13 protein-coding genes are annotated in these 16,301 nt (G+C 37.7%); 8 read left to right on the forward strand and 5 right to left on the reverse strand.

The window, feature by feature from the left end; all coding sequences use genetic code 11:
* Window positions 1-18: 18 nt before the first annotated feature.
* Entirely contained in the window at window positions 19-1,503 is a 1,485-nt protein-coding gene (locus HQN86_RS06915; RefSeq protein WP_172660257.1) for a M56 family metallopeptidase, read from the reverse strand.
* Window positions 1,504-1,522: 19 nt separating this feature from the next.
* The gene (locus HQN86_RS06920) at window positions 1,523-1,921 is read right to left on the reverse strand and encodes a BlaI/MecI/CopY family transcriptional regulator (protein WP_172660258.1); all 399 of its coding nucleotides are present in this window, start codon (window positions 1,919-1,921) and stop codon (window positions 1,523-1,525) included.
* A 274-nt stretch (window positions 1,922-2,195) separates the two neighbouring features.
* On the opposite strand from HQN86_RS06920, the gene HQN86_RS06925 reads away from it, so the two are divergent.
* Window positions 2,196-2,723: a DinB family protein gene (locus HQN86_RS06925; protein ID WP_172660259.1), complete on the forward strand. Its 528-nt coding sequence runs from the start codon at window positions 2,196-2,198 to the stop codon at window positions 2,721-2,723.
* A gap of 246 nt (window positions 2,724-2,969) precedes the next feature.
* On the forward strand, window positions 2,970-5,330 hold the full coding sequence (locus tag HQN86_RS06930; RefSeq protein WP_172660260.1) for a TonB-dependent receptor: 2,361 nt from the start codon (window positions 2,970-2,972) through the stop codon (window positions 5,328-5,330).
* An 80-nt stretch (window positions 5,331-5,410) separates the two neighbouring features.
* Here the strand turns inward: HQN86_RS06930 and HQN86_RS06935 are convergent, their stop codons facing one another.
* A complete protein-coding gene (locus HQN86_RS06935; protein ID WP_172660261.1) occupies window positions 5,411-6,136 on the reverse strand; it encodes an SDR family oxidoreductase in 726 nt (241 codons plus the stop codon).
* Window positions 6,137-6,235: 99 nt separating this feature from the next.
* Between HQN86_RS06935 and HQN86_RS06940 the strand changes: the two genes are divergently transcribed.
* Window positions 6,236-6,643, forward strand: coding sequence for a winged helix-turn-helix transcriptional regulator (locus HQN86_RS06940; RefSeq protein WP_216854336.1), 408 nt, complete (start codon window positions 6,236-6,238; stop codon window positions 6,641-6,643).
* Between the two features lie 5 nt (window positions 6,644-6,648).
* On the opposite strand, the gene HQN86_RS06945 is transcribed toward HQN86_RS06940, so the two are convergent.
* Entirely contained in the window at window positions 6,649-8,883 is a 2,235-nt protein-coding gene (locus tag HQN86_RS06945) for a S41 family peptidase (protein WP_172660262.1), read from the reverse strand.
* 241 nt (window positions 8,884-9,124) lie between these two features.
* Between HQN86_RS06945 and HQN86_RS06950 the strand changes: the two genes are divergently transcribed.
* The 5 genes from HQN86_RS06950 to HQN86_RS06970 all read left to right on the forward strand — a co-directional run bounded on the left by HQN86_RS06950 (window position 9,125) and on the right by HQN86_RS06970 (window position 15,575).
* On the forward strand, window positions 9,125-10,936 hold the full coding sequence (locus HQN86_RS06950) for a hypothetical protein (protein WP_216854337.1): 1,812 nt from the start codon (window positions 9,125-9,127) through the stop codon (window positions 10,934-10,936).
* 82 nt (window positions 10,937-11,018) lie between these two features.
* Entirely contained in the window at window positions 11,019-12,230 is a 1,212-nt protein-coding gene (locus tag HQN86_RS06955; RefSeq protein ID WP_172660263.1) for a S41 family peptidase, read from the forward strand.
* A 29-nt stretch (window positions 12,231-12,259) separates the two neighbouring features.
* Entirely contained in the window at window positions 12,260-12,727 is a 468-nt protein-coding gene (locus tag HQN86_RS06960; protein WP_172660264.1) for an SRPBCC family protein, read from the forward strand.
* A gap of 732 nt (window positions 12,728-13,459) precedes the next feature.
* Window positions 13,460-13,753 carry a colicin immunity domain-containing protein gene (locus HQN86_RS06965; RefSeq protein WP_394367890.1) on the forward strand — a complete coding sequence of 98 codons (294 nt, stop codon included), beginning with the start codon at window positions 13,460-13,462 and terminating at the stop codon, window positions 13,751-13,753.
* A gap of 652 nt (window positions 13,754-14,405) precedes the next feature.
* Window positions 14,406-15,575, forward strand: coding sequence for an aldose epimerase family protein (locus tag HQN86_RS06970; RefSeq protein WP_172660266.1), 1,170 nt, complete (start codon window positions 14,406-14,408; stop codon window positions 15,573-15,575).
* A 60-nt stretch (window positions 15,576-15,635) separates the two neighbouring features.
* Here HQN86_RS06970 and HQN86_RS06975 read toward each other — a convergent pair whose 3' ends face one another.
* The gene (locus HQN86_RS06975; protein WP_172660267.1) at window positions 15,636-16,277 is read right to left on the reverse strand and encodes a DUF47 domain-containing protein; all 642 of its coding nucleotides are present in this window, start codon (window positions 16,275-16,277) and stop codon (window positions 15,636-15,638) included.
* Window positions 16,278-16,301: the final 24 nt, after the last annotated feature.

Raw genomic sequence — 16,301 nt, forward strand, 5'->3', positions numbered from 1 at the left:
TTTGCTTTTCTGTAAGTTTTATCTCGGCGAATCTCCAATTGGGCCAGTTGGACCAGGACTTCCTTTAGGCCCGGAAGATTCTATTTTCACACGTAACTTAGACGATCGTTCCGCAACCTCCTCAGCTCTAATCCTGACCTCCTCGGCTCTTGTTTTAGCTGCATCTATTCTTATTTTGGATTGGTCCAATCTTATCTTCGCTTCATCAGCTCTCGCCCTTGCTTCATCAGCTCTCGCTCTTGTTTCATCGGATCTTATTTTTGCTTCATCAGATCTTCTCTTATTCACCTCAGACCTCTTCCTGTCTTCTTCAAACCTCGCTTTCGCTTCATCAGATTTTATCTTAATCATTTCAGACTGGACAACATTTGCTCCAGGCAGCTTCGAAGAATTACTTCTTTTAAGTTTAACCCTCTTCTTTGGCGGCCTGGTGGTCAGTTTTTTTCGAAGCTTTAATGTGTCGGTCTGTGGCTTAATTGTATTTTTAGCCACAAGAGTAAGCAAGTGATCAGGAGTGTTGCTTACGCTTTGTGAACCTACAGACGAAAATGCTGCAGTCAGCACAACAGCAGTTATCAAACAAACAGTCAGTAAGCTTTTTTCTATGCCACTCAAAGTATGGTTATCATTTGAAACCATCCGTCTCACACGTCCAACTAAACTGTTTCTGTTTGCAGAAAGCATCATTGCAAATCGCTGATTTGCCTGGTATTGCTGGCAAGAAAGCAAAGCATTTATATAAACTGTTTTATTCTGTTTAGTGGCTATTACCATATCATCACAGCAGTTTTCCCTTTCTTCTTTAATCAGCGTTGATATCCATAAAACTGCCGGATTAAAGAAAAATATAAGCTCCAGAAAGTTTTGCAATACATTAACCAGGTAATCCCTACGGCGAATATGACTTAACTCATGAAGTAAAATTACCTCCACCTCGGCAACGGATAAATTAGTCAGCAAGCCAACCGGAAGTAAAATCAGCGGTTTTAAATGACCAAGAACCATTGGCATTTTTGCAATCCCAGACTCAGCTACAGTTATTTTATTTTTAATCTGCAACACCTCACACAAATAGCTGACCTTATCTTCCCAGTATTTCCCTATTGGTATCAGCTGTTCGCGCTTCAAACGATACAGATTATAAAATCCTACACCAAGCCTGGTAAATTTGATGCAAATCATTAATAACCAAATAAGCACAATGATCTCCGATTTTGAATTTAAATATTGATAACCGGAAAAAAGAATGTTGTTCTCACTTGAGCCAATTGTCTGATTATATACGTCCTTAATGTCCTCGGGACCAGCTAAATGGAAAAATAGGGTCAAGCCTGTGGCCAAAGTAAACATTAAAAGATATCCAGTCAGTAATCTATACCTTAACCTGGCGCTCGACTTACGGGTAAAAATGATAGTTAAACCAGTAACCACTGAAAGTACCAAACCTAACCACAGAGATTGTAGTAAAGTATCGCAAATTGCTTGTATCAGCAGATGTTTCATATTGAAAATGATTAATTAGTTATTCCTCATTAATTTTGTTTAGCAGGTCTCTAATCTCTTTCACATCCTCTTTTGATGTGCTTCCGTTTCCTAGTAGTTGTACTACCAGTTTACTCGCAGAACCATTATACATTGCGTCTACAAATTTCTTCAAGAGGTGACGCTTTGTTTTCTCTTCGTTTTCTGTAACATGGTAAATGTGTTTTACCGCGCTTTCATCTCTTTTCAGGATTTTCTTTTCGGCCATGATTTGCATCAGCTTCAAAGTAGAAGTATAGTTGATTTCCCTGCGTTCATTTAGTCTGTCATTTACAAATCTAACTGACGACGGGCCATATTCCCATACTACCTGAAGTATCTCAAGTTCCGATTTAGTAGGTTCAATTTTGTTGTTTTCAGTTTCGTTATTTGCTTTCATAAATCTAATGTAGGAATTTTTTCGTACGAAACAATAGGTAGTGAGATTTTTATTTTCTGCTCGTCCAAATCAGCCCGCTAAAATGTCTATTTTGACCTATGCCAGGCAGCATCATTGCATGTAAATTTGATTAATCATTAAAGATTAATTAGATAACTATGAAACTATCCGATTTCACTATCAAGGACAAGAACTTAACTTAGCTTAATTGTTTGAAAAACAGTAAATTTATAAGAAGGAAAAGTCTAAATACTCACCCTAAAATCTAAAAAACATGAAACTTAAAAGTTTAGCCGTGGTACTATTTTTAATCATAGGCAACCAAATGGCAAAGGCGCAAGTAACTGTAACCGATCTGGTAAAGGAATGGGAAAGGTCAAAAGCTTATACTAAGGAATATCTGGATGCAATGCCAGAAAGTGGTTATGCTTTAAAGCCCACTCCAGAAATGCGATCTTTTGCCGAACAGGTGTTACACCTGGGTGATGCCAATTATGGTTTTGTTTCGGCTGTTACAGGTACTAAGAGCCCGGTTGGGCAGGGGGAGCTGGAAAAAACCAGTGATAAATCCAAAACCAATGTGAGCAATTTGGTACTGGCCAGCTATGATTTTGTGATCGATAACATAAAAAAGATGACCGATGCGCAACTCGATGCACCCATCAAATTATTTGGAAAATTTGATATGACCAAAAGATTGGCTCTGGCTAAAGTTTTTGAGCATCAGGCACATCACAGAGGACAAACAACTGTATATCTTCGATTGGCAGGCGTTAAGCCACCGCAAGAAAAACTTTTTTAGGTACGTTTTCTGGAACCTCTAGATTCTGTTAAAGGGACAATTTAAATTACTCCCTTAACAGAATCTTAAAAATCAGGTCATTTATTTAGTTTCCTTTACCAGAGCACCTTTTGCATCCCATACCAATAAGCTGCCCTTAACAAGATCATCATCTGCATGATCAAGAGTAAGCGTAATATCATGTATTTTTATTTAGATTCATTATAATTAATGCACTTTGCTTACTTTCGGCAAAAAATAAATACGATGATTAAAAACTTACTTTTGCTGCTCTCATTTTTAATGCTTTCCTTTTCTCTGACCTATGGACAGAATATTAAAATTAATGGCGTGGTTACTGATAAAAATTCTGGGATTCCATTTGTAACCATCGAGGCAGACAAATCGATAAAAACACAAACCGATACTAAGGGACATTTTACATTATTTGTAGAAGCCGGGAAACCGATAGTATTAAAAACAAGGGCTGTAGGATATAAGAACCTAAATATAGAATTAGGATCTTTACAACGTGATACAACCTTAAACTGGATATTGGAACAAGAAAACAATACGTTGGAAAATGTTGTCATCTCTGCGACACGTAAACCAGAAAATATACGGAACATAGCTGCTTCAGTAAGTGTTGTTTCAAAAAAGAAGCTAGAATCAGAAATGATTATCAACCCTGATTTAAGCACCATTTTAGCCAATCAGGTTCCGGGGTTCGCGCCAACAGCACAAACAGGAAATAACGTAGGACAAAATCTTCGAGGACGTCCAATGCTGGTTATGATTGATGGTGTGAGCCAGTCTTCACCCTTAAGAAATGCAGAGGTAGATCTACGTTCTATCGATCCCGCAGTTTTGCAGCGAATAGAAGTTGTAAAAGGTGCAACGGCAATTTATGGAAATGGAGCAGCCGGCGGATTAGTCAACTACATTACACTTGTTCCAGATACTGCGGCAAAGTTTGCAGGAAAAACGTCTGTTAACTTAAATGGATCAATGATCAACCCAAAAAACTCCGGAGGTGGACGCATCAATCAAATGTTTTACGGGAAGGTTGGAAAAATCGATTACGTAGCTAGTGGAACTTATGAACAAACCGGTGAATATAAAGATGCCAAAGGTGATGTGGTTGGTCCGAACTATAGTTTAGGCGAAACTGACAGTTACAATGCATTCTTCAAAGTTGGTTACCAGCCAACTAAAAACCAACGTTTGCAACTCGTGTACAATCTGTACAGCAGTTTGCAGAACAGTAATTTCACACTAGTAAATGGTAATCTTGCCACGGGTCAAAAAGCTACAGGAGTTTTAGGTAAACCTCTAGGCATACCAACCGGGGTCGATTACAACCATAATATCCATCTATCATATAAAATAGACAGCATATTATTGAACACTAGTCTGCATGTTGATACTTATTTTGAAAAACGCAAAGATGTATTTTACGTCTCTTTAGGTCGTTTTGATGGTGGCGATGGACAATCGCTTGCTACAAATGAGAAAAAAGGTGCCCGTTTATTTTTAGAAACACCTGTATTACAAACCTCGGCCATAAAGGCAACACTAGCTTATGGTGCAGATTTTTTAAAGGATAAAACTGCACAACCTTTAGTTGATGGCAGGACCTGGGTACCCGAAATGGATATGGCCAACCTGGCTCCATTTGCACAGGCAAGTATAACGGCATTAAAAGATTTGATATTTACCACCGGAATACGTCTGGAACATGTAAATATTAATGTCGACGACTACAAAACATTGCGCACTACAAATGCAACAGGGGGAACATTAACGCCTTCTTTTGATGTTACTGGTGGCAAATTAAAGTACAACACCTATTTGTATAATGCTGCATTAAAATATAACCGTTTTGCATTGTTCAGTCCTTTTGTTAGTTTCTCTCAAGGCTTTTCAGTGATGGATATTGGTCTGGCATTGCGTGAGGCCAAAGTGAATAGCATTGATAAGATCAATACCGATGCTGTAAAGGTGAATAATTATGAGGCTGGTTTTCAAAGTACTTATCAGGACCTGACTTTTCTTGCTTCTGTGTACAAAAGTACATCGAAACTTGGTATTGAAGTCGTATACGACGCAGCTACCGGATTGTTTAATACCGCAAGAAGTCCAGAAGAAATATATGGATTTGAACTCACTGCCAATTACAAATTGATGCCGTCATTAGAATTGGGTGCAAGTTATAGTTACACCGAAGGTAAACGCGACATTGATAACAATGGCAACTTTGATGACAGTGCAGACATGTATATGAATGGCCGCCGAATTTCGGCACCAAAAATTACCGGAACGGTTACTTATAGCCCGTTGACCATATTAGATTTAACACTTAATTATACCGGAATAGCGTCACGTAACCGCTTCGAGAAAAATGCTTCAGGCGTTTACAATGGTAACGAAGGAGCAGTTAAAGCTTATAACCTATTCAGTTTTGCAGGCAGCTACAGGGCTAATAAAAATACCCGGATTACCTTAGGGGTAGAAAACCTGTTTAACCAGGATTATTTTCCAGCAAGGGCGCAATGGTTTATGCAACCTGGTTTTTATTCCAAGGGCAGGGGTACAGCAATTAACCTGGGCATATCAGTAAACTACTAATTTTAGTCACATTTAAAATAGAATTATCATGAGAAAATCGTCTCGATTTCCTCATGATAATTCTTATTAGATTTAAAAATCTAGCCCTTTAGTTTTTCTAATGCTTCCTGAAATGCTGAAGCATAAGCCTTTGTGTTGCCCACAGGAACATCAAACTGATTTTTTTCCAGTGCTATAAAGAATTCATCTGCAACTTCTTCAGGAGGAATGCCATTTGCACCGCCTATTTCCGCCGAAAATTCTGTATTTACCAAAGGAGGGTATACTTCGTATATCTGGACGTTTTTTTGTTCTTCGTAGGTGTACCTCAATGCAACGGTATAGCTGTGCAATGCAGCTTTTGTTGCGCCATAAGTAGGTATGAATTTATTACTCCCATAAACAGCTATCGAAGAAACATTTACAACCGCTGATTCTGCTTTTTGCAGCAGGTGTGGCAGTAGCAATTCCGTAAAGTGGATTACACTAAAGTAATTTGTATTCATTTCTATAACAGCCTTCTCGTGTGCATTTGAGGTTTCATTCAAAAGATAACTAAAGGCTGCTCCGGCATTATTTATGATGATGTTCACATCTGGGTGATGCTCTTTCAGGTGTGCCGCGATACGGACCCTGTCAGCTTCTACCGATAGATCGCCCTGGATAGCGACAGCATCGCCTAATTCTCTTAGTGCATTCTGAAGGCGTTCTTCATTACGTCCGTTAATGATGACTTTGTTGCCTGTTGCATTTAATTTTTTAGCAATTGCTAATCCTATTCCGGCGCTTCCGCCACTAATGAATACTGTATTTCCTGTTGTTTTCATTGTTTATATAAATTTAATTCGTAAATTTGCTTGCATTTTGCAAGTACAAATATACATTTCAACTTGCAAAATGCAAGTGATTTTATAAATATTTTTATTATGGATACAAAGAAGAGGTCGGATTGCCCTATTAGCTGTTCACTTGATGTCTGGGGAGACAAATGGTCGCTGCTGATCGTTAGGGATCTTATGTTTGCGAAACAGTGCACATATGGCGATTTTTTAAAATCGGACGAAAAAATAGCAACCAATATTTTAGCCACCCGATTACAAATGCTCGAAGAAAATGGGATTGTTGCCAAACTAAACCATCCCGACAGCAAGGCAAAAGTTTTATATAGGCTCACACAAAAAGGGATTGATCTATTGCCTATAATGATCGAAATTAACCTATGGGCCGAAAAATATTTTACCCTACCTGCTGAAAGGAAAGCATTGTTGAAAGAGATAAAAAAAAATAAAGAAGGCTTTTTAAAAGCTAGAATAAAGGAATTAAAAGAATCTTAATATAGCTACTTATTTATCAAAATCAGTTTTTTAGCCTCTTCCAAAACCTCGTCTTTTCCGGTTAGTATGCCATCGATGGTTGGTCTTACTACTTTGTTAATTTTTACTCCAACACGTTGAGCATTAGTGCCGTCAGGATAATACACCCCTAGGCCAGAATACCAGGTTGTAATAGCACCCGGTAAAGAAATAGGGGTAACGTTGCCATCGGCACCAGCAGACGAGCTGCCTATAACAGTAGTGTTTGGAGCACTTTGCAAAGCCATTGTAACAAACTCTGAATTGCTCTGTGAATTTTCATTAACAAGCACTACCACTTTTCCCTTATAATAATCTGTTGTTTTAATCCCGGTTTTGGCAGATTCTTCATATATAAACATACCAGGATTGCTGATGGATCGGCCAGTAAATTTTGCGAATATACTCGAGTCTGGTTTGAAATAGGCAACAAAGGTACGCTCCATTTCATCAACCGGATAGCCACGCATGTCTACAATAATCCCTTTTGTATCTTTAAATTTTGTTTTTATGCTGTCTAGCATGGTGTTTTTATAAGCGCCACAATAAACGTAACCAATACCAGTATTTATTAATTGGTATGCAGGTTTATGAGATTGCAGATAAACATCATTGACCTTGCTTATTTCTAAGCCTTGTTGAACCACAGTCATGGGCACATTCTTTCTAATGATTTGTAGGTTAAAAGTGCTATCGATACCTCTTCTCAGGTAAACACTAGTCATATCTCTCAATGCAGTTCCATGGTTTGAAGCTGGGGTGATAGGCAAGTATTTATTGATTAACGATTGTACTTTCTCTCCGTTAATAGCAGTTATAATATCGCCTCGGGTTAGATTCTTAGTAACATCAAAGGTTTCTTTGAGAGAACTTGTAACTATAAGCTGATCCCCCACAAATCCGGCATCAAAGGGCAATCTATATCTTCCCAGATCCTGTTCACGGACTTCGCTTTCAATAAATGCATGCGAGTCGTGGATACTTGCAATTAGTTTAACCATTGCCTTTACGTAGGTATGTTCATTATCAGCTTTAATTACCTGTGGGATAAAAGCAGGAAGGATAATGCTCCACTTCTCAGTAGTTAGTTCTCTGTTTGGACAAAAGTATTGAATCATACTCCAGTAACGATAAAGCGCCAATAAGCGTAAACCTGCATCAGGGTACTTCTTGTCAGCGTATTTGTTTTCATGCAGAAAAGAACTGTTTTTTATATTAATCAGACCACCTACATAATAATTCGTTGTGATGTTTGCGTTCTTTAAAATGTAATCCAGTTTGGCCGAAAGCGTTTTGCTAAAAATTTTATTCTTGAATAGGCTTCCGTAATCAGGTCTAACGGCGATGTTTGCAAGGCTAGGCTGTGTTTTGCAATCTCCGCAGGGCGGAACTTTGCCTAATTTATCAACCCATTTTTCCATCACCTGCGATACCTGTATATCGGTTCTGCAGCTAAGAACCTCAGGCAATACACGGAAAAGTTCCGCATCCCAGTTATAATCACCATTGGCTATTGCCGGATGATGGTATTTTAGAAAGCCCCATAATTCCCCGAGTAAGCTTAAGTTTTTTTGAGTTGAGGGGGTTAATGGAATGGTATCTACTCCAGAGTTTTGATTTAGTAGCGTGTCTTTTAGTGCCTGGTATATATTAGCTTGTTGCTCCCGCGCTTCATCTATTGGCTTTTCGTCCAGATACAGGCGTAAGCTATCAACCCAGACCGTGCCTTTGCCAGCCAGTACCGCACCAACGTTTATGGCTACTATTTCACGACCGTCATAAGGTAGCTGAATCATAAACTCTTTCCAGTCATTTGTGCCTGTTAAAGCCTGATTCTCTGAATTTTCGTAGCCCACACTTTTTCCATTGATGCCATCTGTGCGCATCCAGATCCCTGCAAAACCACCAGTTACGTTTTTGGTTTTTAGGTTCCCAACTAGCATTAATTGTTTTCCCTTAAATCTTTTGTTTATTTTAAAGTTTATGCCCCCGTAATCAGCACCTGCACTGTCGGTAATAGAAATGGCATATTTTCCTTGCAGTTTAATTGTACTATCCAGTTTTACGATGTACGGGCTTTGGGTTTTTATTCTAAGATTCCAACCCTCCGGATTTCCTGTGTTGTCTAGCACTTCAAAGTTGCCGTTAAACTTGTTTTGCGCCTGTGTTAATGCACTGCATAACAGGAGTATGGAAAAAAGAGAGCGTTTAATTCTTATCATAGATCTAATTTACAGAATTAAGGATTCACTGCTATATTTTGCAATCAAGTTTAACTTTTTTTAACGTCATAGAATAATACGAGATAACTCATAGTGCCAGTATATCAAGTCAATATATTGCGTTAATTCGTGAATTTCTGGTTATCCTTTTTGTTTAGTAGTTGCTAAAATTGATAATCCCTCGCCAATCCAATATTTTTAATAGTTTTGAGATTCGTAAAACTAAAATAAACTACACACCTTGAAAAAAATCATCTTATTGGTTTTATTAACCACAGCTCTAAACTTTTCATTAACAGCGCAAAGCAACGTAAAAATATACAAGTTATCGGCTTATGGCATAAAACCTAATTCTGGAAAAAATACCACACCTCTGCTAACTTCTTTGCTTAAGGAGATCAAAAGTAAAACTTCGGATCTCGATAAGGTGATTATTCAGTTTGAAAAAGGTAGGTATGATTTTTATCCGGAAGGTGCCATCAAGCGAGAATATTATATCTCGAATCACGATCAGGACAATCCAAAAACAGTAGGTATAGGAATAGAAAAATTCAACAATATTACCTTGATTGGTAAAGGCACCGATTTAATGTTTCACGGACGTATGCTTCCTTTGGCATTAATTGAAAGCAGCAATGTGAAAATAAAAGATCTGAATATAGACTTCGAAAAGCCTCAGATTACCCAGGTCAAGATAATTTCAAATGATACCACAGCAGGCAATATTGTATTTGAAACTGCACCATGGGTGAAATATAAATTAAAAGACAGCACCTTTTACAACACTGGCGAAGGATGGGAAATGCAGCCAACATCAGGCATTGCCTTCGAAAACGGCACTAAACATATTATTTTCAATAGCGGTGATATTGGAGTAGGTACTAAGAGCGTAAGTGAGGTTTCGCCAGGCAAAATCATGGCACACCACTGGAAGAATAAGAAACTGGTTCCCGGAACAGTAATAGCCATGAGGAGCTGGCAGCGGCCTGCGCCTGGTATTTTTGTTCACAAAGGCAAAAATATCAGTTTTGAAAATGTAAAGGTACATTATGCAGAGGGAATGGGGCTTTTGGCACAGCTTACAGAAAACATCTATATGGATGGTTTTGGCGTTTGCCTGAGAGGGAAAAATGACCCGCGATATTTCACTACACAGGCCGATGCAACGCATTTTTCGGGATGCAAAGGAGAAATCGTCTCTAAAAATGGTTTGTACGAGGGTATGATGGACGACGCAATTAATATCCACGGAACCTATCTTAAAATAACAAAGAAACTAGATGATCATACGGTAATTGCTAATTACATGCATGAGCAATCTTATGGTTTTGATTGGGGAAACATACGGGATACAGTGCAGTTCATACAGTCTAAAACCATGGAACTATGGGATGCAAAGAATACTATTGCGTCCATTAAGCCAATATTGCGCAATAGCACCGATCCGATTAAGGAATTCAGGATTGAATTTACCAAAGCGCTGGATCCTGTAATTGATCCTTCCAAACAGGATATTGGAATTGAAAATTTATCATGGACACCGTCAGTTGTTTTTACGGGCAATACCATTCGCAACAACAGAGCAAGAGGTGCACTGTTCAGTACGCCAAAACCTACACTTGTAGCAAATAACTTATTTGACCATACTTCCGGATGTGCGATATTGTTATGTGGCGATAGTAATGGCTGGTATGAAACAGGATCGTGCAGAGACATTACTATTCGCGATAATAAGTTTGTAAATGCCTTAACCAGTATGTATCAGTTTACCTCTGCCATAATCTCCATTTATCCAGAAATCCCTGATCTTACCAATCAAAAGAAATATTTTCACTCGGGGATAAGGATACTGAATAACCAGTTTGATACCTTCGATCAGCCTATTTTATATGCAAAGTCTGTGGATGGACTTGTTTTTACAGGCAATAAAATTCAAACAAATAAAGAGTATCCGGCATTTCATAGTAATAAGAAACGCTTTCTTTTTGAACGTGTAATAGGTGTGGACTTTAGTGATAATAAAGTAGATGGAAAACCAATAGAGATGCTTTAGATTTCGGATAATTTTCATATTCATTATGCAACATTATAATATTTTAGATGTCTTGTTGGTGTATACAATGAAATAAACAATCATGATCAGATTAACAATTCTCCTTTGCGTCATACTACTTCAAAGTGGTTTAAGTTTTTGCCAGCAATTATCAAAAGCCGATTATTTTCAAGATCTGCAATATTTAAAAGATACGCTGTCTAAGCGGCACATCAACCTGTTTGCCAAGATCAGTAAAGAAGATTTCGATAAAAACATAGCTTCAATTAAATCCCGGTTAACAGATTCCGATAATGAGAAATTTACCACTGAACTTTTCAAACTCACTGTTGCTATTCGCGATGAACACACCCATATAGAACCGGTTTTTACCAAAGTTGTACCTATTAGGTTTAACAAGTTTATTGAAGGAATATATGTAACAGCAACAGACACAGCCAATGCTGACGTGCTACTTTGCCAGCTAAATGCGGTGAATGGACATGCCATTAATGAGGTGATGAGTCGTTTCAAAGAGATCATACAAAGTGAAAATCCTTCATTCTTTGACACAGGTTTTTTGCGTTTCATTAATAATCCTCTTATTTTGAAAGGTTTACAGATTACCAGCAATTCAGATGAGACTACATTTGACTTCACCGATCCAAATGGTAAAAAGATTCAACGAGTCATTAAATCTGTGGCTGGAGCAAACGTCGATAATTTGCCGTTGGTAGAAGCGAAAAACATGCTGCTTTCCAAAAAGAAAAAAGGAAATTACTGGTACAACTATGATGCAGGAACTGGTACGTTGTATTTCAATTACAACAAATGCCAGGAGCAAGAGGGATACCCATTTTCTGCCTTTAACGATGAACTCTTTGCTGCGATCATTAAAAATAAGCCTAAACGCCTTGTTATTGATCTGCGCGATAATGGTGGCGGTAATTCGGGTATTTTAACCCCTTTTATTGAACGTATTGAGCAAAGCCATTTAAACACTAAGGGGAAGTTTTATGTACTCATTGGAAAGCGAACCTTCTCATCGGCATTAATGAATGCAGTAGCGCTTAAGCGGGGCACTAAAGCAATCTTGTTGGGAGAGGCAACTAGTGGGAGCGTAAATCATTATGGAGAAGTAAGGGGTTTTAGGCTACCTCATACCAAAATTGTTATTGGCTATTCTACCAGGTACTGGGAAACCTGGAAGGGATATGATGGGCCTCTGAGGCCAGATATACCAATTACTTACTCCGTAAACAACTACGCAAAAGGAATGGACGAGGCAATGATTCATGTTGATAAGGCACGGTAGAAACATTGTTGAAACACAAATAAGTTACCATGACTAATCGAATTGAAAATACAATTACAATAAACGCCTCTCCGGCAATAGTATGGGGAACTTTAACCCAACCCATGTTAATGAGGCAATGGATGGGAGAGCCGGAAATGGAAATAGAAGTTCATACCGATTGGCAAATTAATGGTCCAATTCTTATTAGTGGATTTCATCATATAAAGTTTGAAAATAAGGGGATCGTTTTACAGTATGACATAAACAGCGTTCTTGAATATAGTCATTTTAGCTCTGTATCGAGACTTGTGGACATACCTCAAAACTATTCAATCCTAAGATTTACATTGACACCTATAGAAAACCAGACGATATTAACGTTAGCAATCGAAAATTTTCCTACAGAAAATATATTTAAACATCTTGAATTTTATTGGAGAACTACCATTATGTTGATAAAGGAATTTATTGAAAAACAATTGGAGGTAATACCACCAACAACAATTAGTAGGTGAATATAAAAAATCTGTCGTCCTAATTTGTTTGTTTGAATCAAACCTACATATGTTAGTCGAAACAAGATATGTATGTAACGGACTAATATTATATTTTTGCGAAATCTTCAAAATAGTTGGAGCATTTAGCACCGAGCGCTTTGTTAGACAAAAACTGGTAATTTTAAAATAAAAACAGAGGGATAGGTGAAATGTACTCACGTGTAAAATGCGTGGGCACACTATTCGTTGTTATGGGTATACCAGTACCTAGTCTAGCGGATATGTTGGGTACCGCGCTTTTTGCATTAATAAAGCAAATCCCTAACTACCTCCTTCAAAGTTTCATATAATATCAGCCATGATTATTAAATATGGAAATACGTATCGCAATTCTTTACTCGCTTATTCTCGATCATTCTGATTGAGTTTTTCTAGTGCGGGGTCCTGAAATGAGTTCAGGATGACTACTGTTTTAAAGCAACAAGAAAGTTAACAAAACAGCATTAAAAAACGAATTAACTCTTCGTAATGGCCATGCTTTGCCTAAAAATTCATCCTTAAGAACATGAACGAGAAAGAGATTGAATCCTGATAAGCTGCAGGAAATAAGATGTTACAAATTATTTGTACCTCAACTACAGATAGCAAATTTCTACACCATTATGCAACAGAGTTTAAAACTGGAATTTCCTGATTCTGTCGGGTAAATGTGTTATAGCCACTAATATAAAGTTATCAGACAAAATACACCTGAAAAAGTATTTATATCTGCTTTCATTGTTATGTTCCGAAAAAATTGAGGTTCCTGAATTTGAAAGTGTATTTGTCCAAATTAGGGCTCAGGATGAGTATTGGTTGTCGGGAAAGTTTGATGAGAAAATTGGGAAGGTTTTAGATACGCTCTATCTTGATGTGAGAGATTACTCACTCGATTATTTGTACGACTGCAATGATTTTGTTAATGTTAATCTGATCAGTTTTAATGAAGGTGAAGTGAAAAGCAGAGCAGAGGAAGCTTTGAAGAAGTTAAAGGCCTTTAAATAAACCGGTAAATACAGTGCAAGCATAGTAAAATTTTGGCCCGGACATTCAACCTTTTTGCCTTTTTTTTGATTAGTTCAAACGCTTCGAACCTGGTGCCACTCTGGTTCGCTACATGTTCGGCTCTGGTCGAACGAGGTACGAACAATGTCGGTCTCAGAGTGTAGCAAAAACGGACTATATTATAAGCCGCAAAACGCTTACTTTCTCAACCTAAAACCAAGCCAAAACTCATCCGATTTTTGGGTAATCAATTGGAAGTTTTTAACATCAATTGAGGAGTATTAGCCACGGGTCTGACACCCAAACCTCACAGGAGCTAAACCGGGGTTTCATATGTGTGTACACCAGTCACATACCTGTTAGACACCCAAAGGATTCCCGAAACCTGATCCTGGTTTCTCTGGCCGAATTTCAATACAAACAATTTTAGTGGAATTAACAAATAATGTTTGTTTTATTACAATTATTAGTGAAACTGGGTTTGTTCTGTTACAAATCATTTGCTATATCTTTTAAAAGAATTCATCTAATGATGTATAAAAGATAGAATTAATTGAAAAATACTGCACTTATGAAGGCGCTTTTAAAATAATACATTAATTTAGGCTTATTGAAATTAACACAACACATTATAACTAAAACCAAATATTAAATGAAGCAAACATTAAAACCAGGCTTAGCTGCAATATTTTTACTTGCAATTACAGCATGTAATGAACCAAAAAAAGTTGATTCGAATGTAGCGCAGGCCGATAGTACCGCTGCAACTGTTCAATTGGATAGTACAAAATTCCAAAAGGAAATAGATGGTAAAAAAACCAATCTGTATGTGCTTAAAAATAAAAACAATGTACAGGCCGCCTTTACTAATTATGGTGGCAGACTGGTTAGTTTGCTTGTGCCAGATAAAGATGGTAAACTTGTAGATGTTGTAGTAGGGTTTGATAGTGTTGATGGATTTGCGAATTCTACTGAGCCTTATTTTGGTGCTACAATTGGCCGCTATGGTAACAGGATTGCTAAAGGCAAATTTAGCTTAGATGGTAAACAATATACTTTGGCGCTTAACAACGGACAAAATACTTTACATGGTGGTAAAAAAGGATTCCAGGCGGTAGTTTGGGATGCAGCAATGCCTGATTCGCAAACTTTGATACTTACTTACTTGTCTAAAGACATGGAAGAAGGTTACCCTGGAAACCTGAAAGTAAAAGTTACTTACAGCCTTAACGATGATAATGAATTGAAAATGGATTATGAGGCTACTACAGATAAGAAAACTGTGGTTAACCTAACCAATCATGCTTTCTTTAACCTGAACGGAGAGGGTAGTGGCGATATTTTAAACCACGATCTTCAAATCTTTGCTGACCTTTATACTCCGGTTGACACTACTTTAATCCCTCTTGGTAAAAATGTAACTGTAAAAGGTACACCATTTGATTTTACAACTGCTACAACTATTGGCAAACGTATTGAAGAAGCTAACGATCAGTTAAAGGCAGGTAAAGGTTATGATCATAACTATGTGTTAAATGGCACTAAAGGATTAGGTATGATCCATGCTGCCACTGTAAAAGGTGATAAATCTGGTGTGATCATGGATATCTATACTCAAGAGCCCGGGTTGCAGTTTTACAGCGGTAACTTTATGCAAGGCAAAAATGTATTTAAAGGCGGTGCAAAGGATGATTTCAGAACTGCACTTGCTTTGGAAACTCAGCATTTCCCTGATTCTCCGAATCAGCCAGCGTTTCCAACCACGGTTTTAAATCCGGGGCAACAGTATAAAACAACTTCTATTTACAAGTTTAGTAAGTAAAAGGTAAGTAATTAATGAGGGGTTAACACGATCGTGTTAACCCCTCATTAATTAATACGATTATGCATTCTTTATAAGAATAGTTTCCAATACGTTCGCAAGGTCATCGCATTTATCAGAAGCGATTTCCATACTTTGCAGTACCTCTTTCTGTTTAATCAATTCAATAGCATCAGCTTGGTGGTCAAATAAATTGCCTACTGCGGTATTGCAAATATGATCTGCTGTGCTTTCTCCCTTATTAATCTTAATACATATCTCAGCAATAAGCCTGGTGTTTTTAAAGTTCCTAAGTTCAGCTATGGCGATATTTAAATCCTTGCACATCTCTAAAAGCAGTTCGGCCAGTTCTATCATTGGCTTGCTTATGTTTTTTAGATTGTATAAGTCCATATTCATGGCTGCTGCATAAATATAATCGGCAATATCATCCAGAGAACTTGCCAGGGCATGTATATCTTCCCGGTCAAACGGGGTGATAAATATTTTACTTAAGCCCAAAAGGATGTGATGTGTAACATCGTCGCCTACTTGTTCCAATCTTGCAATTTCTTTAATGTGTACTTTTCTGTCTTCCTGATCAGGAGTGTTTACTGCAAGAACAAGCGTTTTGGCAATTTGCACAAGGTTGTTGCCTGCCTGCTCAAACATGGGTTGAAATGTTTTGTCTTTAGGACTAAAAAAATTAAATACAGAGTTCATAGTACTTTTGCTTTTAACAAAAAT

This window comes from Pedobacter panaciterrae (assembly GCF_013204795.1).
GTDB classification, from domain to species: Bacteria; Bacteroidota; Bacteroidia; order Sphingobacteriales; family Sphingobacteriaceae; genus Pedobacter; species Pedobacter panaciterrae.